We start from the raw sequence: 16,731 nt of genomic DNA on the forward strand, positions 1-16,731 counted from the left end.
ACCCATGCGTTTCGGCCTGTCCTTCCTGCCCGACTCCACCCCGGAGACCAAGTCACCCGCCGCGTACTACGACGAGGTGCTGGCCCTGTCCCGGTACGGCGACCAGGCCGGCCTGGACTACGTCAAGATGACCGAGCACTACCTCCACCCCTACGGCGGCTACTGTCCCAGCCCGCTCACCTTCCTCACCGCCGTCGCCGCCCAGACCACCGACATCCGGCTGATCACCGGCTGCGTGCTCCCGGTCTTCCACCACCCCGTCCAACTCGCCTCGCACATCACCATGGTGGACGCCATCAGCCACGGCCGGCTGGAGATCGGCTTCGCCCGCGCCTACCTGCCGCACGAGTTCCACGCCTTCGACGTGCCGATGGACGGCAGCCGGGCCCGCTTCGAGGCCGTGGTCGCCGCCGTCGCGCGGATGCTCCGGGAGGAGGGCGTCGACGAGCAGACCCCCTACTTCACCCTGCGCAACGCCACCGTGCTGCCCCGCCCCGTCCAGCAGGACGGCCCGCCCCTGTGGATCGCCGCCGTGCAGTCCCCGGAGAGCTTCCGCCGGATCGGCGAACTCGGCCACGGCCTGCTGATCACACCCACCGGCCGGGACCTCGACAACACCATGGTCGAGCTGTACCGGAAGACCTACACCGAACACCACCCCGACTCCGCACCCCGCGTGATGGCCAGCCTCCCGCTGGTCGTCGCCGAGACCGACCAGGACGCCCGGGCCCTCGCCGACCCGCACCTCAACCGCTACCTGGAGGTGTGGAGCTCCGCCCTCGACCCCTGGGACGAGACCGTCTCCAAGGACTACGACCAGTACACCGGCCTGGCCGCCTCCATCCGCACCCTCACCGCCAAGGACCTGCGCGCCAACGGCAGCGCCATCGTCGGCTCCCCCGAGCACGTCGCCGAGCAGATCGGCCGCTTCCAGGAGCGGATGAACGTCGACGGGCTGCTCTGGCAGGCCGACTTCGGCGACTTCGGCGGCGCCGCCGCACTGCGCAGCACCGAACTCTTCGTCGAGAAGGTCCGCCCGCAGTTCCCCGGGACCGCCCGGTGACCACCACGACCGCCGACTCCGTCGCGCTGAACGCCACCGCCGTGCTCCGCGACGGCCAGGTCCGCTACCAGGTCACCGCACCCGACCGGACCCGCAGCCTCGCCGTCACCGCCACCGCCACCGTCCGCACCCTGGTCGCGTTCAGCGCGCTCGGCCCGGCCGGCCGCGACCGGCTCACCGCCGCGCTGGCCCGCCGGCTCGGCCCCGGCCCCGCCGAAGCGGCCGTCACCGCGGGCCTCGGCAGCGGACTGCTGCTCGCCCGCCCGGCCGACGGCTCCGCCCCGGCTCCCGAAGACCCGGGAGCGGTGCGCCGCCACGCGCTCGGCGCACCACCCGAAGGCTACGCCGAGGCGTTCGCCGACCTCGCCGCCCTGCTCCCGCTGCTCCGCCCGCTCGACCGCGGCCACGACATCAGGGCCCTGCTCACCGTCGCCTTCACCGACCGCCACGGCACCGGCACCTCCGTCCCCCTGGTGGACTGCGCCGCCGACCTGCTCACCGTCGCGCACCGCCGCTCCGGCATGCTCGACGCCGACGGCGCCGAGGAGTTCGGCCCCGCCGACGGCTCACTCACCGCGCTGCTCGCCGCCCGCGCCACCGCCGCCGCCACCCTGGCCGAACGGCTCACCGGCGCCGGCCCGGGCCCCGTTCCCGCGCTGCCCGCCCGCTTCCGGGACCCGGACGGCGGCTACCAGCTCCTGACCGCCCCCCACGACGGCTCGCTCGCCCTGCACGGCGCGGGCACCACCGGCACGCCCGCCGACCCCGGCCCGTACCCCTGGTACGAGGCCCGGCTCAGCCACCGGCCCGAGAGCGACACCCTCGTCGTCACCGACCAGGACGGCCACCCGCTCACCGTCCCCAGCCCGCCCCAGCGCCCCGCCTGGCAGCTGCCCGCCCCCGTCCAGATCGCCGCCTGGCTCTCCGGCGCCACCCGCCTGCGGATCGACCTGCCCGCCCGGCACACCGACGGACCCCGGATCGGCCGGATCCTGCTCGGCACCGCCGCACCGGCCGCCGAACCCTGGCTGATCGACTGCGGAAGCCCGGCCAGGTGACCCGGCTCAAGCTCCGCCCCGGCTGCCACTTCGCCCCCGTCCCGCAGGGCCTGCACTGCTCGTTCCGGGACACCGCCTTCGTCGTCCGCGGCCCCGCCGCCGCCCTGTTCGACGCACTCGACCGCCGGCTCGGCCCGCTCACCGACGGGGCCGCCCCGGCCGACCTCGCCGACGGACCGTCCGGCCCGCTGCTCGCCAAGCTGCTCCCGGTGCTCACCGAACGCGGGCTCCTGTTCGACCCCGACGCGGCCGGCGGCCCGCCGCCCACCGACCCCCGCCACGAGGAGATCGTCGCCCACCTGGAGGAACACGCCGAGCAGCCCTACGCCCTCTACCACCGCCTGCGCCGCACCACCGCCGCCGTCACCGGCACCGGTCCCGCCGCCGACGCCGCCACCCGGTCCCTCGCCCGCCTCGCCGTCGGCACCGCCGCACCGCCCGACGGCTCGGCGGAGGTCACCGTGCGGGTCCTGGCCGACCACTCGTCACCGGCCGACGACTCGTCACCGGGCGCCGTCCTCCCCGTCTCCTGCGGGCCCCGGCACGCCGTCGTCGGTCCGGTGCTGGACGATCCCGCGCGGATCGCCGACTTCCGGGCGGCGGTCCGCCGGGTGGCCGGCTGGCTGGCGGTACTGCCGCAGGGGCCCGCACCGATGCCGGTAGGCGCGGTCCTCGCCGGTGCGTTAGCCGCCCGGCGCGTGGTCGACCGGATCACCGGCCTGGCGCCCGTCGACGGGGCGCTGGTGGTGCACGGCCCGACCGCCGAGGTGACCGCCGTCGCCCTGCCGGACCGGACGGCCGCCACCGGCTGGCAGCCGCTCGACCCCGACGAGCCACCCGGCGACACGGACCCGGCCGTCCTGACCGAGCCGTGGCGCGGCCTGGGCCACTGGCCGGATGCGGCCGGACCGGAGCACCGCCGTCCGGTCGCCGCCGTCACCCTGCACCCGGTCCTCCCGGCGGGGGCGGCCCCGCTGACCGGCTGGGGCGAGGACGCCACCGCCGCCCGCCGCCACGCCCTGCTCGCCCTGCTCCGCCGTCACGCCGACGGCGCCCGGGCCGAACCGGACGCCGCCCGGGCCGAACCGGACGGCGCGGGCGCCGCCGACCCGGTGGAGCAGCCCTGCGCCGGCACCACCCCCGCGCACGCCACCCTCGACGGTCTGCTCCGCGCACTGACCCCGCGGACCCAGGAGTCTCCCGGCCGGGCACTGCCGCCGTCCGCGCTGGAGCACCCCACCGCCCGGGCCCTGCACAGCGCACTCGCCGACTACCACGGCCACCGCTTCGACCTGACGGTGCACCGGCTCGGCGACGGCTCCTGGCACCTGGCCGCCGCCCGCACCCCCGACGGCGACCCCCTCGCCGTCGAGTGGGGACCGAGCCCGGCGTCCGCCGCCTACGCCGTCCTCGGGACGCTGTTCACCGCGAGGACCACCGGCGGCACCCACCCGGTGACCGGCACCTGGTGCGTGGAACACCTCACCCCGCCCGCGCTGACCCGCTCGCTGCACGCGCTGCTGGCCGAACACCGGGTGACGCTGCGCCGGCTGCCCGCCGACCCGGTCCTCGGCCCGCTGCCGTGGACCTGCGCCCGGCTGCGCCTGCACTGACCGCCGCCCGCCCGCGACCACCGCCACCCCGCCCCGAGGAGTCCCGCATGCCCACCGCCCCCGAGCCCCCCTCCGCACCGGAGGTGCTGCGCTTCGCGCTCGCCCAGGGCCCGCTGCGGGGCCTGCTGCTGGACCCGGTCGCCGTGGACGAGCGGATCGCCACCACCGCGCTGCTGCCGCCCGCCGCGGCCCGTGGCGGCGAACTCCACCCGCTGCCGGCCGGGACCTTCCGGCTGCTGGAGGACCTGCCGTTCGGCGCGGGCCGGCCGGCGGAGCGGCCCGCGGACGGGGAGCGGCTCGGGCACCTCCTGGTGGCCGCGCTCGGCCTCCAGCGGCGCGAGCCGTCGAACCCGGCGAACGACCACCGCGCGGTGGCGTCGGTGCGCAGCAAGTTCCCGGTCCACGCGCTGGTGGTGGGCGTGGACGGCCGGGCCGGCTACCTCGACCCGTACCGGCACGCCCTGGTGGCGGTGGACGCGCCGGTACCGCCGCGGCTGCGGCCGCCCGAGGGCGCGGTGCGGGTGGTCCTGGCCGCCCGGCTGACCGACCTGCCGACGCCGTACGGCATCCTGCGCCGGGCGCTGGGGGACCTGGAGGTCGGCATCAACCTGCGGGCGGTGCTGACGGCCGCCGAACTGTTCGACTGCCCGGCGACGGTGCAGAGCACCGGCCCGGAACCGTCCGCCGCCGAACGGCTGCTGGCGGACGCCGGCCCGGGCTGCTGGTCGGTGCCGGTGGTGGTGACCCTGCACGGCGTGGCGGGCCCGGCACCGTTCGGCACGACGGCCGCCGGGCGCCCGGTGGCCGCCCGACTGGACGCGCTGCTGGCCGCCTCCGCCGCCCACCCCAGCCTCACCGGCTCCCGGTCGATCGCCGCACCGCGCCGCTACGCCGCCGGCGCCGCCCCCGTCCCGGCCACCGCGCTCCCCAAGTCCGCCGACGGGCCGGACGGGCCGGACGGGCCGGACGACGGGCAGGCGTCGTGGGCGGACGTGCTGTGGAGCCGCAGCGCGGGCCGGGTGCCGCTGCCGCTCACCGGCTTCTCCGTCCGCCCGGGCACCAGCACCGCCGCCGAGGTGGAGTCGCTGACGGCGTGGGCGGGCGTCCCGGTGCCGTCCGGCCCGCTCGCACCCGTCCGGGAGGCGGTGACGGTCCACGTGGTGCTCCAGCACACCGCGGGCCTGCCGGACGGCCACTACCGGGCCGCGCCGGACGGCGGGCTCACCCTGGTACGGCGGGCCGAGGGCCTGGCCGCGGAGCTGGAGGCGGGCTTCGGCTACCCGCTCGCCCCCGGCAACGACAGCGGGGTCCGGCACGCCTCCTCGCTGTGGTTCTGCACCGTGGACCTGGAGCGGCTGATCGAGCGCCACGGCCCGGCGGCCTGGAGCCTGCTGCAAGTCGCCTGCGGCTGGCTCGCGCACGGCCTGAGCCTGGGAGCGGCCGCGCAGAACCGCTTCGCCCGCCCGGCGCGCTCCTTCGACGAACACCTGGTCGCCCGCCTGCTGGGCCTGCCGGACGGGGAGTACCCGGTCCTGCTCACGGTCTGCGGCCGCACCCGCTACGCGGAGCCCTACCTCGACCTGCGCGTCTGACCCCGGCCCCAGCCCCGGCCCCAGCCCCGGCCCCGGCGGGCCCGGCCCGGCGGGAGGGGCGCTCACTGGTCCCGGTGGTTCGGGACGAGGACGGTCGCGGCCGCGGCGACCAGCGCCCAGGCGCCGAGGACGACGCAGGCGCCTCCCACCGTCCACGGCCACTGCTCCGTGGTGGACTGCTCGTGGCCGATGCGCCCCCATGCCTGCACGACCGTCAGGTGGAGAAGGCTGACCGAGAGGTGCTTGCGGCTGTTCAGCAGGGAAGGCAGGACGAAGAGCAGAGCGATCGTGGCCACGATGGTGAGCGCGCTGTGCCGGATGAGCGTGGCCAACCCCATGCCCACGAGCGCGGAGACCGGAGCGAGCAGCGCGGAGGCCGCGAGCAGGCGCAGGACCCCCTCATGCCCGAGGCCGACCGCGGCGTGCTCACCGGACAGGACCGCCTGGGCCGCACCGAACGAGGCCAGGGCCAGAACCGCACCGAGGCCGGTCGTGACCAGGGCGACCACCGCCACCTTCGCGGCCATCACCGCACCACGCGCGGGGACGGCCGTGAAGGTCGTCCGGATCATGCCGGAGGTGTACTCGCCGAGGACCGCGATGGCGCCGACGGCACCGGCGCCGATGGTCAGCAGCGTGGCGGCGCCGGTGGAGAACGCCTCGGCCGGCGCCCCGAACATCCGGAAGTACGCACGCTCCGTCCCGGTGGCCTGACGGTAGTTCTGGACATCGCCCAGGGCGCCGGTGACGGTGATGGCCAGGAGCAGCACGGCGGTCGCGGCCAAGGCCCAAGGGGTCGACCGCAACGACCACAGCTTGATCCACTCGGCGGCGAACAGGTCACCGAAGCGGGGCTCGGGCTCCGGAGGCGGCACGGCGGACACCGGGGCCGTCTCCGTCGTCTTCGGCGCGGTCACCCGGTCCCCCCGGCGAGGTACTCGACGCTGCCGGCGGTCAACTCCATGAACGCCTCCTCCAACGATCCGGTGCGGCCGGTCAGTTCGGTCAGCAGAACGCGGTGCTCGAAGGCGATCCCGGCGATCCGGTCCGCCTCCAGCCCGACCACCGTGAGGCTCCCGTCGGCCTCGCCCCGCACCGAGGCGCCCCCGGCGGTCAGCAGCGGCGACAGCGCCGCCGGGTCCGGCGTACGGACCGACACGCTCCGGCCTGCCCCGCGGGCCGCGAACTCCCGTACGCTCTCGGCGGCGATCAGCTCACCACGGCCGAGGACGACGAGCTGATCGGCGGTGTGCTCCATCTCGGACATCAGGTGGCTGGAGACGAGGACCGTGCGCCCCTCGCGGGCCAGCCGGCGGAACAGACCGCGTACCCAGTGCACGCCCTCCGGGTCGAGCCCGTTGAGCGGCTCGTCGAAGAGCAGCACCGGGGGGTCGCCGAGGATCGCGGCGGCGATGCCCAGGCGCTGGCGCATACCGAGGGAGAACCCGCCGATCCGGCGGTCCGCCGCGTCGGCGATGCCGACCTCGCGCAGCACCTCGTCCACCCGGCCGCGCGGGATCGCGTTGCCGCGGGCCAGAGCCCGCAGGTGGGACCGGGCGGTGCGCCCGCCGTGCACGTCACCGGCGTCCAGCAGCGCGCCGACGTGCCGCAGACCCCGGGGCAGTGAACGGAACGGACGGCCGGAGACGGTGACGGTCCCGCTGGTGGGCGCGTGCAGACCGACGATCATCCTCAGGGTGGTGCTCTTGCCGGCCCCGTTGGGCCCGAGGAACCCGGTCACCCGGCCCGGACGGACGGTGAAACTCAGGTTGTCGACCGCCGTCTTCTTCCCGTAACGCTTCGTCAACTCATGGACTTCGATCATGCGGCCCATGGTGTCGGCCACGCGCCGCGCTGCGCGTCGGACCAGTGGTGACACTTCTTCGACCGGGCCTGTCACCCACGGTCGTACACCCACGGTCCGATGCCCGGCCGAGACCCCCTGACTACGATCCCCGTATGTACGCCACGCGGACCCTCCCACTGCTGAAGCGCGTTCCACCGGGCGCCTGGACAGCCGTCACCTGGCTGGTCGTCACCGTCTACCCCACGCTGCTCGTCGGGCGGAACGGAGCCACCGCCTGGCTCGGCGGCATCGCCATGGGCGGCCACTCGGCGACGAACCGGGACTGGAACATGGTGCAGGTGGCCGCGCTGTTCGCGCTGGCGGGCAGCGCGCTGCTGGTCCGGCGGCCGCTGGCCGGTCTCGCCCTGCTGACCACCGCCTCGGTGGGGGTGACGAACGGCTGGTCGTCCGGGTCGCAGTTTCCGCCCCTGCAGTTCCTCTCGGCGGACATCGCCCTGCTCGTCATCACGGCCACCCACCCCCGGCGCACGGCACGCATCGCCGCGGGCATGCTGATCGGCGTCCTGGTCGCCCACATCGGCATGGTCCCGCGCACCGACACCACCGACGCCCAGGGCGCGGTGCTGCTGGCCGTCATCGCCTGGCTGATCGGCCGCTCGATGCACCAGGCCCGCGACCACGCCGAGGAGCTCAGCGCCCAGGCCGCCGCCCGGGCGGTCACCGCCGAGCGGCTCCGGGTCGCCCGCGAGCTGCACGACACGGTCGCGCACACCATCGGCATCGTCGCCCTCCAGGCCGGCGCGGCCCGCCGGGTCATCGAGACCCAACCGGACCGGGCGCGCACCGCGCTGGGTGAGATCGAGACCGCCAGCCGGGAGACGCTGTCCGGGCTGCGCCGGATGCTCGGCGCGCTCCGGCAGCCCGAACCCGGTGCGGACGCGGACGCGGAGTCGGCGCCGATGGCCCCCGGGCCCGGTCTGGCGACGCTCGACCACCTCGTCGCGAGCACCGCGGCCGCCGGCGTCCGGGTCGACGTCCGGTGGAGCGGCGAGCGCCGGTACCTCCCCCCGGAGGTCGACGTGTCGGCCTTCCGGATCATCCAGGAGGCGGTCTCCAACGTGCTGCGGCACGCGGACACCACGACGTGCCGGGTGTCCCTCGACTGCCGGGAGTCGGAGCTGTCCGTCGAGGTCGTCGACGACGGCCGGCGGCAACCGCACGGCGCCACCGCCGGGTCCGGCCTCGGCCTCCTGGGCATGCGCGAGCGGGTCAACCTGCTGCACGGCGAGTTCTCCGCCGGGCCGCTGCCCGGGGGCGGCTTCCGCGTGGCCGCGCGTCTTCCCGTCCCGGAGGGGGCCCGATGACGATCCGCGTGCTGCTGGCCGACGACCAGCCGCTGGTGCGCGCCGCCCTGCAGATGGTGATCGCCGACGCCCCCGACCTGGAGGTGGTCGGCGAGGCCGGCAACGGCGCCGAGGCGGTCGAGCTCGCCGCCGCCCTGGAACCCGACGTCGTGGTGATGGACATCCGGATGCCCGGCATGGACGGCATCGAGGCCACCCGCAGGATCACCGCCGCCCCTGGCGGCACCCAGGTCGTGGTGCTCACCACCTTCGACGACGACGAGTACGTCTTCGGCGCGCTGAAGGCCGGCGTCTCCGGCTTCCTGGTCAAGGACATGGCCCTGGACGACATCCTGGCCGCGGTACGGGTGGTCGCGAGCGGCGACGGCCTGATCGCCCCCGGCGTCACCCGCCGGCTGATCAAGGAGTTCGCCGGCCGCCCGTCGACCGGAGCCGGGGTTGGGTCAGGGGCCAAGCCGCGGCGGACCGTCAGCGGCATCACCGACCGCGAGCGCGAGGTGCTCACCCTGGTCGCCCAAGGCCTGTCGAACACCGAAGTGGCGGAGCGGCTGGTGATCAGCGTCGCCACCGCCAAGACCTACGTCACCCGGCTGCTCGCCAAGCTCGACGCCCGCGACCGGGTCCAGCTGGTGATCATCGCCTACGAGGCCGGCCTGGTGACCCCGTAGCCCGTGTCGCCGGGCCCGGGGGGCGGGCCCCCAAGCGCCGCAGGTCAGGTCCTTCGCGGGCAGTTGGGCCGTCGTCAGGTAGCGGGTGACGCTGACGTCCACGCCGGACGGGCCGGCTACCACCCCCGCCGTGGCCCTCGCCGCCGACAGCCCGCGGGCGCGGTCACTCGGCGGAGTGGAGAATGGGGGATTCCCGGGCGGAGCGGCCGCGTCGGGCAGTACGGTGCCCGCATGACCGTGCTCGTCCGCCGTCGTCACATCGACTTCGGCCGCATCCACTCCACCGGCTGTCCGGTCATCGTCTGATCGCCCGACCCGCCCGGCCGCGCCGTTCCGTTCGCCTCCGTGCCGAACGCCGCCGCCGTGGCGGCCGTCGTCCGCTGCCGCGCGGGCCCGCCGTCGCTACGACCGGTGGCTCCGTGCGCGCGGCGCTCCGGGCACATCCGCCGGGACACGGCCACGTCGCCGCTCCGCGTACCACCCGCTCCGCACCGCCCGTTCGGTACCACCCGCTCCTCGGCGCACGCGGCACGCGTCCGTGCGTGCGGACGCGGGGACGGAGCGCGCCCGCGCGTCCCGGCCGGCCACGATCCGACCGCACCGAAGGGACAGCCGTCCACCATGACCGACACCGCCACCGACCACTACCTGCGCAACAACACCGACTACGCCGCGGCCTTCGACGGGCCGCTCCCGCTCCCGCCGGCCCGCCACACGGCCGTCCTGGCCTGCATGGACGCCCGGCTCAACGTGTACCGCGCGCTCGGCCTCGCCGAGGGCGACTCGCACGTGATCCGCAACGCGGGCGGGGTGGCGACCGACGACGCCATCCGCTCGCTGGCGATCAGCCAGCGGCTGCTCGGGACGCGGGAGATCGTCCTCGTCCACCACACCGACTGCGGCATGCTCACCTTCGCCGACGACGCCTTCCGCGAGTCGATCCGCGAGGAGACCGGCATCAAGCCCCCGTGGGCCGCCGAGGCCTTCACCGACCTGGAGACGGACGTCCGCCAGTCCGCCGCCCGGATTCGCACCAGCCCCTTCGTCCCGCACACGGACTCCCTGCGCGGGTTCGTCTTCGACGTCGCGACCGGCCTCCTCAAGGAGGTCGTGCTCTGACCCGACGGCGCCCCCGGTGCGGCGGCCTCCCACGGCCCGCCGCACCGGGGGCACCCGGTTCGGGGGTTCAGCAGGGGTGCCGGGGCCCGCAGACCGCGCTCCGGCGGCCCGCCCTGGCGGCCCAGTGCCCGGTGGCCGCCGCCGTCCGGGATGTTGCCGAGCTTCTTGATGTCGACGTGGACCAACTCGCCTGGCGCGCAGTGCTCGTAGCGGCGCACGGCTCGGCCGGTGGCGCGGTCGAGGTGGGTCAGTCGGGCGAGGCGGTAGCGGGTCAGGACGCGGTGCACGGTGGCGGGGTTGAGCTTCAGCAGGTAGGCGATGCGGGCGGGCCCCCAGCGTCGCAGGACGCGGACCTTGATGATCCGGCGCTCGGTGCGGGTCGGGGTGCGGTGGGGGCTGTGGTGCGGGCGGCTGGAGCGGTCGCTCATGCCGGCCTCGCCGAGAGCACGGTAGCGGTCCGCCCAGCGCTTGGCCGTGGTCGGCGAGACCTGGAAGCGCTCGGCGGCCCGGCGCAGGGGCCAGCCGTCCTCGACCACGCAGCGGGCCAGGCGCAGGCGTCCGGTCTCGGTCAGCGGTGCGTTACGGTGTGGCATGAGGGCCTTTCTGGGTGCCGGTGCAGATGTCGCAATCCACACCGAGCCAGAAGGCCCTCACTCATTTCAAGGTCACCCGCCCGTGAACCCTGTCACCAACCTCCGTGGTCAGTACACCTAGGCCTTGCCGCCTGTGGGCGTGGCCCTGCTCGACGGCGCCTACTACACCGTTGACCTCTCCGGCGACGTGCCCCGCTTGGTACCCCGCCCACCGCTCCAGGCCATCGAGCCGCACCCCGATCCGCCGCAACCGGTCCCGCAGCGGGACGCAGGGGCGGCGGTCCTCGGGCCGGCCAGACTGCCATGTCGGACGGACCGCGATGAGAACTGACACGGACACCGGGCGCCGGGTGTCCGGGCGTTGTCCGGACACCCGGATCCGTGACCCTGGCACGGCCCGTGAGCTGGGCGGACACCATCCGGACAGGGCAGGCCGGGCACTGGCCCGCCGGGCTTCGAAGACCCACTAGCGGACACCGAGGACACCGCGTCCGGACACGCCCCTTCTGGGTGTCCGGACATGAGCGACAACGAGGAGGACACCAACGATGAGCGCACCACTGACTGCCGACCAGTTCCTCGCCGCACTGCGCGCCGAGGGCGCGACCGTCGTCGAGACCGGCGGCTGGCGCACCCACAACCGCAACAGCCGCGGCCCCTGGGGTCCGGTCAACGGCGTCATGATCCACCACGCCGTGACCCGCAGCACCGACGCGACCGTGCGGATCGTCCATGACGGGTACGAAGGCCTGCCGGGCCCGCTGTGCCACGTCGTGATCGCCAAGGAGGGCACGATCTACACGATCGGTTGTGGCCGCACCAACCACGCTGGCCTCGGCGACCCCGCGGTTCTCGCCGCCGTCATCGCCGAACGCGCTCTCCCGACCGACAAGGAGAACGCCGTCGACGGCAACGCGAGGTTCTACGGGGCGGAATGCGAGAACCGGGGAACTGGCGACGACCCGTGGCCTGAGCCCCAGTTGCTCGCGATCGAGCAGTTCGCGGCGGCGCTGTGCCGCGCCCACGGCTGGTCGGCCGCGAGCGTCATCGGCCACAAGGAGTGGCAGGTGGGCAGATCGACCCGCTTGGCTTCTCGATGGACCGGACTCCCTGAGCCCGTTCGTTCTCGCGCTCATCCCGACCGCGGTCACCGCCGTCTCCGGGTGGGGCGCGAAGCACAGCCCGCGCGACAACGCGGCCGACGCCGAGGCGTAGGAGTGGGTACCGGCATCCCGGCGCTGGACACCGCCCTCGTGTGGGGCGGAGCCTTCACCGCCCTCGCCGCTGTCGTCGCGCTGTTCTGGCGCGTGCTGCGCGGAGGGCTCCACCTCACCCGGGCGGTCGGCAAGGTGATCGACGACTGACACGGCGAGGAGGCCCGGCCCGGGGGTGCAGGCGAGGCCGGGGCTGATGGAGCGGGTCGGCGGGATCGAGGACAGGCTCACCCGCGTCGAGCACGAGCTCTACCCGAACTCCGGGGAGAGCTTGAGGGACGCGGTCGACCTGGCGAACCGGCGGCTGGCCCGGCTCTGCGACGATGACCCCGGGCGGGCTTCGCCGGGGTCGCCGTCCCCCTGACCAGCCGCCCGCCGTCCTGGCTCCGGGGGGCGGGCGGTTGCTGCGCTGGGAAAGCTGATGCGACTGGGTGATCAGGCTGGGAGCATCTGGGAATGCAGCTCTCCCTCCCGCCCGGGACAAACCGGGATGATGCCCTCCATATCCTTGGAGAGGTCTCCCATGACATCGGCGACCTCTACACCGAGAGCGACCACTACGATGCCGATGAACTGCTGTACGAGTACCTGAAGTGGGCGAGCAGCGCGGTTCGCCGGCTGGAGCATGTGGTCAGCCCCGCGGACCTCGACCGGCTGGTTCTCACCCGCCGGTACGACCAGCTGCTCACCAACAGGTCAAAGCTCAGCTCCTCTTCGGGGAAGCTGGTGGACGGACTGCTGCGCCTCGAACTCTCCCAGCGCTCACGCGCCTTCGCTGAAGCGGTACGGGAACTTCAAGCGGCGGTCGTCAATTTGGGGCGCGTGGCCGCCAACGTCGTGTTCGACACCTCGGTATTCATCCACCACCCCAAGAAGCTGGAAGAACTCTCCTTCTTCCCCCTGACGGGCAAGGTGTTCGGCCCGTTCCGGCTCATCGTGCCGATGGTGGTCATCGATGAGTTGGACAGGCTGAAGGAGTCGGGGAAGACGCAGACTCGCTGGCGGGCCCGTTACTCGCTGGCGGTCCTCGACCGGATCTTCGCCGACAACAGGAGGGGGAAGTCCTCGGCGACACTGTCCAGCCCGAGCCCGGCCAGCAGTGCGTCTGGTCCCCGCCTGGGGGACGAAGTGATCGTCGAGATCGTCTCGGACTCGGCGCATCACATCCGACTCCCGAACCCGGACGACGAGATCGTGGACCGGGCCCTGGCCATGGAGCCGCTTGTGGGGGCCCACGTGACGCTGATCACCTACGACACCGGCCAGGCGAGCCGAGCGCGGAGCGCAGGCTTGTCTTTTCGAAAGTTGGACATGCCTTTGGGGCCGGAGCCTGGGCCTGAGCCCGGGAAGGAAGTGAAGCGGTCGAACCGCACCTCGTAGCGCCCGGCTACGAGACGCTGACTGTCTCAAGATCCTCAGTCTGAACTGGTGGGGCTCGGCGCCCGCCGCTGACCGGAGTCCGGGCGGTCAGATCCTGCGCAGGACGTCCTCGCACTCCTGGCACCGCTTGGCCCGAAGGTAGATCGGATACCAGGGATCGCCAGGCCGAGCCGGCCGGTAGCGCGAGTTCACCATGGCGGCCGTGCCGAGCCCGCGGACGGTCTCGTCCAGGGGTCCGAAACCGCCTCGGGATCGGCTCCAGCTGCGTGAACCCGCGCCACCCCGGAAGCCTCGTCTACCGGGTCGGGGCCCTGCCCTGGCTCCATCTCGAACAGCACGATGATCGACGCCATGGCTCGACCATGCGGTACGGGGGCCGAGCCCGCGCCTCCTGGGACTATGCGGGATCGGGGTCCTGGAGGTGTTTGAGCTTGGAGCGGGCGTCGCTGTGGTCCTCGGGCGGCAGCGTGGCCCAGTAGTCGTTCGCCCACACGGCGTGGCTGGCCTGGCGCTCTTCCTCCTCCAACTGCTTGGACTGCTCGGCTTGCTCGTCGCTCAGGCCTTGGGCGGCGGCTTCCAGGTTGCTGCCCCAGGCGGGAAGGCCGGAGAGGAAGGCGCGGCGGCGTGCCTGCCCGTCCTCCAGTGCACGCTGCGCCTTCTGGAGATCCTCGGGATAATCGAACGTCTTTTCTTTCTTGCCCGCCTGGAGATGGTACGGCCGCCCGGTAGCTGACGGTCGGGGCCCGGGGCCTGGGCGGTCGTGGTTGCTGCTCCGTCCGAGGTGGTGGCGCGGCAGCGTCCATGGAGGCGGCGCGCGGGGGATCGTCACGCTCCCTGGGGCGGGCACCGCGCTGTTCCCCAGGGGTGATCTGGTGGTTACGCTCAGGCCATGAGTGACTTCCTCGTGGTGACGACGACCCATGACGACGAGACGAAGGCCCGCGACCTGGCCGCGAAGGTGATCGGGGAGCGGCTGGCTGCGTGCGCCCAGGTCTACCCGATCCGCTCGGTGTACTGGTGGGACGGTGAGGTGCAGTCCGGCGAAGAGTGGCGGATCGACTTCAAGACCCGCGCCGAGCTGGGTGGGCGGCTCAGCACGTTCATCGGTGAGCAGCACTCGTACGACGTGCCGGAGGTCGTCGCGGTGCCGGTCGTGGCCGGCGCCGAGAGCTACCTGAACTGGATCACCGCGGAGACGTCGGCCAGCTGACCGGTCAGGCGATGGCGGCCTGGACTTCCTCGCGGAAGGCCCCGGCCGTGCTCTCGTTCAGGGAGGCGGTCGGCGAAGAACCGGGCTGCATGGCCATCAGCTCAGTTCCCTCACCATCACGGCGTATAGCGGGGAGTCCGCGAAGGGACGACGGTCTCCCACCTTCGCGTACCCCCAGCTTTCGTAGAGGGCCTGGACCCTGGGGTGCTCTGTGTCGACGAGGAGTACTGCCAAGGCCTCGGGCCGGTCCGAGACCAGCTCGTCGTGCAGGCGGGTGGAGTACCCCCGCTTCTGCCAGGCCGGGCGGACCATCAGCTCGGACACCGCGAAGGTACTGGGGCTCTCCGGCGCGGGGGTGATGTGGTCGCGCCACCACTCGCGGCCGGCCGCCAGGGGCGCCCCGTAGATGAAGCCGACGGGCTCCCGACCGTCGTACGCCACCACGCAGGTGAAGCCGTCCATGTCGCTCCAGTGGCCGACGAACCACGGGAAGCGCTGGTTGAACTCGTCGTCCATCACGTCGGCGTAGACCTCCGTGTGGATGGTGATCAGCATCTCGCGGAAGACGTCGTTCACGTCGTCAGCGCGGTACTGACGCAGGTGGATTGCGTCGGTCACATTCGGCTCCATTCGGTCCGGTAGCGGTCCCCCCACTCTTGCGCAGCCGGGACGTTCGTGGAAAGGGTCAGCAGCTCGCGGTGGAAATCACCGAGGAGGGTGCGCATCCGCCCGGGTAGGGGGCCGCCTGCCATGATGTCGAAGACCGATGACGCGGTGTGGACGGCCAGGTCTAGCTCGTCCTGGTGGAGCAGTGTCAGGGCGAGGCGTGCGGTAGCGAGCGCGCGGTTTCGCCGGAACTGGACAGGCAGTAGCGCGAGGGCCTGGTGGCTGGCGCTCTCTGCGCTCACGGCGTCACCGAGTCGGTCATGGACGATCGAGGTGAGCGCTTGGAGTTCGGCGGCACCGTAGAAGGCGAACCAACTCGGGCACGGCCGGTCGTCGCGTGCGCGGCCGAGCGCATCGGCGGCCAGGCCGATGGATCGGAGAGCGCTCTGACGGTCGCCCAGGCTGGCGCTGCCGATGGCGGTCCGGGCGTGGGCGAGCGAGGCGAATGCGGGGTCGCGGCGCGTGATCCCGGTGCGTTGTGCGGCGCGGGCGGCTGCGATGGCGTCAGGGTAGTTCCCCAGTTGGTTGGCCAGCATTGCGATCATGTTCCAGGTGCGGAAGGCAGCCACAGGGTCTCGGGCGAGGCCGGCCAGGCGCATGCAGGCGTCGAGGTGCAGCTGCGCACGGTCGAGTTCTCGGGCGTCGATGCAGGACCAAGCGGCGATCGCGGTGTAGTCCGCAGCGACGCTGTACAGCCGGAGGCGAATTCGTTCGGTGGCGCTGCCGGTGCGCTGGAGGTTCATCACCTCTTCTGCGTAGGCGAGAGCTGCCTTCTCCAGGGCGCCGTGGCCGCCCTTGCGGTCGTCGAGGGCGTCGAGGGTTTCGAGGCCGCCGCGTAGGCGGATCACGTCGGACGTCCCGATGGTGGTCCGGGATGCTGTGGCGGCAGGTGGCGAGGTGAGACCGGCTGCTGCGGTGGCAGCGATCCCCTTGAGGAAAGTTTGACGCTTCATCACGTCGTTCTCCGTCGGTGGGGGCGCGGGGGTTGCTCCCCGCGGCTTGAAGCCGAGATCTTCGGCCGTGCAGTCGAATACTTCCTCAAGCGCGCGGCGTTGGAGCGCGCGAGGCCAGGTGGCTTTGCCATTCATCCAGTCCCGTACCGTGCGCTCGGAGCAGGTCCCGTAACGACCGGTGATCGTCTCAATCGTGATGTTCACGCGATGGGCCAACTCGACCTGGTTGATGTCCAGTTCGAGCATGCGCTGCCGGAGTGCCCGGTTGTCCCCCATGTACCGACAGTAGCGATTGGGTGACGAAGCGCACCCGCCCTTTAGGTAAAGGGAGAGTCAAAACTTCCGGGTCCTTGCGTGCACTCGGACTCGAAACCACCCTGCCCCTAACCGACACCCCCCCGTTGACTGGGTACAGCCGCTTGGATGACCGT

Annotated in this window: 16 protein-coding genes and 2 pseudogenes; 12 read left to right on the forward strand and 6 right to left on the reverse strand. The window is 73.3% G+C overall.

All coding sequences use genetic code 11. The annotated features are described in order from the left end of the window. Nucleotides 1-4 precede the first annotated feature (4 nt). The 4 genes from ACFRAR_RS10995 to ACFRAR_RS11010 are packed head-to-tail and all read left to right on the forward strand — an operon-like array spanning nucleotide 5 to nucleotide 5,326. Nucleotides 5-1,063 (forward strand): LLM class flavin-dependent oxidoreductase, encoded by a 1,059-nt coding sequence (locus ACFRAR_RS10995; RefSeq protein WP_380697145.1) that lies wholly within the window; start codon nucleotides 5-7, stop codon nucleotides 1,061-1,063. Next, nucleotides 1,060-2,121, forward strand: coding sequence for a hypothetical protein (locus tag ACFRAR_RS11000; protein WP_380697147.1), 1,062 nt, complete (start codon nucleotides 1,060-1,062; stop codon nucleotides 2,119-2,121). Before ACFRAR_RS10995 ends, ACFRAR_RS11000 begins: the two co-directional genes overlap by 4 nt. Next, a complete protein-coding gene (locus ACFRAR_RS11005; protein WP_380697149.1) occupies nucleotides 2,118-3,734 on the forward strand; it encodes a hypothetical protein in 1,617 nt (538 codons plus the stop codon). The genes ACFRAR_RS11000 and ACFRAR_RS11005 overlap by 4 nt, the downstream gene beginning before the upstream one ends. 47 nt (nucleotides 3,735-3,781) lie before the next feature. Further along, nucleotides 3,782-5,326: a hypothetical protein gene (locus ACFRAR_RS11010; protein ID WP_380697151.1), complete on the forward strand. Its 1,545-nt coding sequence runs from the start codon at nucleotides 3,782-3,784 to the stop codon at nucleotides 5,324-5,326. Between the two features lie 62 nt (nucleotides 5,327-5,388). Here ACFRAR_RS11010 and ACFRAR_RS11015 read toward each other — a convergent pair whose 3' ends face one another. Continuing rightward, on the reverse strand, nucleotides 5,389-6,243 hold the full coding sequence (locus ACFRAR_RS11015; protein WP_380697153.1) for an ABC transporter permease: 855 nt from the start codon (nucleotides 6,241-6,243) through the stop codon (nucleotides 5,389-5,391). Then, a complete protein-coding gene (locus ACFRAR_RS11020) occupies nucleotides 6,240-7,151 on the reverse strand; it encodes an ABC transporter ATP-binding protein (RefSeq protein WP_380697155.1) in 912 nt (303 codons plus the stop codon). The genes ACFRAR_RS11015 and ACFRAR_RS11020 overlap by 4 nt, the downstream gene beginning before the upstream one ends. Nucleotides 7,152-7,285: 134 nt before the next feature. Between ACFRAR_RS11020 and ACFRAR_RS11025 the strand changes: the two genes are divergently transcribed. The 3 genes from ACFRAR_RS11025 to ACFRAR_RS11035 all read left to right on the forward strand — a co-directional run bounded on the left by ACFRAR_RS11025 (nucleotide 7,286) and on the right by ACFRAR_RS11035 (nucleotide 10,284). Beyond that, nucleotides 7,286-8,497: a sensor histidine kinase gene (locus tag ACFRAR_RS11025; protein WP_380697157.1), complete on the forward strand. Its 1,212-nt coding sequence runs from the start codon at nucleotides 7,286-7,288 to the stop codon at nucleotides 8,495-8,497. Next, the gene (locus ACFRAR_RS11030; protein WP_380697159.1) at nucleotides 8,494-9,165 is read left to right on the forward strand and encodes a response regulator; all 672 of its coding nucleotides are present in this window, start codon (nucleotides 8,494-8,496) and stop codon (nucleotides 9,163-9,165) included. The genes ACFRAR_RS11025 and ACFRAR_RS11030 overlap by 4 nt, the downstream gene beginning before the upstream one ends. Nucleotides 9,166-9,786: 621 nt before the next feature. Continuing rightward, the gene (locus tag ACFRAR_RS11035; RefSeq protein WP_380697161.1) at nucleotides 9,787-10,284 is read left to right on the forward strand and encodes a beta-class carbonic anhydrase; all 498 of its coding nucleotides are present in this window, start codon (nucleotides 9,787-9,789) and stop codon (nucleotides 10,282-10,284) included. Nucleotides 10,285-10,391: 107 nt separating this feature from the next. Here ACFRAR_RS11035 and ACFRAR_RS11040 read toward each other — a convergent pair. Further along, a pseudogene (locus ACFRAR_RS11040) lies at nucleotides 10,392-10,877 on the reverse strand (leucine zipper domain-containing protein); the annotation flags it as partial. Nucleotides 10,878-11,425: 548 nt separating this feature from the next. Here ACFRAR_RS11040 and ACFRAR_RS11045 point away from each other — a divergent pair. From ACFRAR_RS11045 to ACFRAR_RS11060, 4 genes and pseudogenes are all read left to right on the forward strand, one after another. Beyond that, a pseudogene (locus ACFRAR_RS11045) lies at nucleotides 11,426-11,991 on the forward strand (N-acetylmuramoyl-L-alanine amidase). Nucleotides 11,992-12,094: 103 nt separating this feature from the next. Then, nucleotides 12,095-12,241: a hypothetical protein gene (locus ACFRAR_RS11050; RefSeq protein ID WP_380697163.1), complete on the forward strand. Its 147-nt coding sequence runs from the start codon at nucleotides 12,095-12,097 to the stop codon at nucleotides 12,239-12,241. A gap of 25 nt (nucleotides 12,242-12,266) precedes the next feature. Next, the gene (locus ACFRAR_RS11055) at nucleotides 12,267-12,455 is read left to right on the forward strand and encodes a hypothetical protein (protein ID WP_380697165.1); all 189 of its coding nucleotides are present in this window, start codon (nucleotides 12,267-12,269) and stop codon (nucleotides 12,453-12,455) included. Between the two features lie 92 nt (nucleotides 12,456-12,547). Next, a complete protein-coding gene (locus tag ACFRAR_RS11060; RefSeq protein WP_380697167.1) occupies nucleotides 12,548-13,471 on the forward strand; it encodes a PIN domain-containing protein in 924 nt (307 codons plus the stop codon). A gap of 397 nt (nucleotides 13,472-13,868) precedes the next feature. Here the strand turns inward: ACFRAR_RS11060 and ACFRAR_RS11065 are convergent, their stop codons facing one another. Continuing rightward, on the reverse strand, nucleotides 13,869-14,300 hold the full coding sequence (locus tag ACFRAR_RS11065) for a hypothetical protein (RefSeq protein ID WP_380697169.1): 432 nt from the start codon (nucleotides 14,298-14,300) through the stop codon (nucleotides 13,869-13,871). 60 nt (nucleotides 14,301-14,360) lie between these two features. Between ACFRAR_RS11065 and cutA the strand changes: the two genes are divergently transcribed. Beyond that, nucleotides 14,361-14,681: a divalent-cation tolerance protein CutA gene (cutA, locus tag ACFRAR_RS11070; RefSeq protein WP_380697171.1), complete on the forward strand. Its 321-nt coding sequence runs from the start codon at nucleotides 14,361-14,363 to the stop codon at nucleotides 14,679-14,681. Between the two features lie 96 nt (nucleotides 14,682-14,777). Here the strand turns inward: cutA and ACFRAR_RS11075 are convergent, their stop codons facing one another. Together ACFRAR_RS11075 and ACFRAR_RS11080 are read right to left on the reverse strand one after the other, a co-directional pair. Continuing rightward, nucleotides 14,778-15,311 (reverse strand): GNAT family N-acetyltransferase, encoded by a 534-nt coding sequence (locus ACFRAR_RS11075; RefSeq protein ID WP_380697173.1) that lies wholly within the window; start codon nucleotides 15,309-15,311, stop codon nucleotides 14,778-14,780. Beyond that, nucleotides 15,296-16,576 carry an XRE family transcriptional regulator gene (locus ACFRAR_RS11080; protein WP_380697175.1) on the reverse strand — a complete coding sequence of 427 codons (1,281 nt, stop codon included), beginning with the start codon at nucleotides 16,574-16,576 and terminating at the stop codon, nucleotides 15,296-15,298. The genes ACFRAR_RS11075 and ACFRAR_RS11080 overlap by 16 nt, the downstream gene beginning before the upstream one ends. Nucleotides 16,577-16,731: the final 155 nt, after the last annotated feature.

Source organism: Kitasatospora sp. NPDC056651 (genome assembly GCF_042792155.1).
Taxonomy (GTDB): domain Bacteria; phylum Actinomycetota; class Actinomycetes; order Streptomycetales; family Streptomycetaceae; genus Kitasatospora.

Excerpts from the sequence above, each read along its gene's own strand:
- ACFRAR_RS10995 (WP_380697145.1), top strand. The coding sequence starts at position 5 with ATGCGTTTCGGCCTGTCCTTCCTGCCCGACTCCACCCCGGAGACCAAG.
- ACFRAR_RS11010 (WP_380697151.1), top strand. The coding sequence starts at position 3,782 with ATGCCCACCGCCCCCGAGCCCCCCTCCGCACCGGAGGTGCTGCGCTTC.
- ACFRAR_RS11020 (WP_380697155.1), bottom strand. The coding sequence starts at position 7,151 with ATGATCGAAGTCCATGAGTTGACGAAGCGTTACGGGAAGAAGACGGCG.
- ACFRAR_RS11025 (WP_380697157.1), top strand. The coding sequence starts at position 7,286 with ATGTACGCCACGCGGACCCTCCCACTGCTGAAGCGCGTTCCACCGGGC.
- ACFRAR_RS11030 (WP_380697159.1), top strand. The coding sequence starts at position 8,494 with ATGACGATCCGCGTGCTGCTGGCCGACGACCAGCCGCTGGTGCGCGCC.
- ACFRAR_RS11035 (WP_380697161.1), top strand. The coding sequence starts at position 9,787 with ATGACCGACACCGCCACCGACCACTACCTGCGCAACAACACCGACTAC.
- ACFRAR_RS11060 (WP_380697167.1), top strand. The coding sequence starts at position 12,548 with ATGCAGCTCTCCCTCCCGCCCGGGACAAACCGGGATGATGCCCTCCAT.
- cutA (WP_380697171.1), top strand. The coding sequence starts at position 14,361 with ATGAGTGACTTCCTCGTGGTGACGACGACCCATGACGACGAGACGAAG.
- ACFRAR_RS11075 (WP_380697173.1), bottom strand. The coding sequence starts at position 15,311 with ATGGAGCCGAATGTGACCGACGCAATCCACCTGCGTCAGTACCGCGCT.
- ACFRAR_RS11080 (WP_380697175.1), bottom strand. The coding sequence starts at position 16,576 with ATGGGGGACAACCGGGCACTCCGGCAGCGCATGCTCGAACTGGACATC.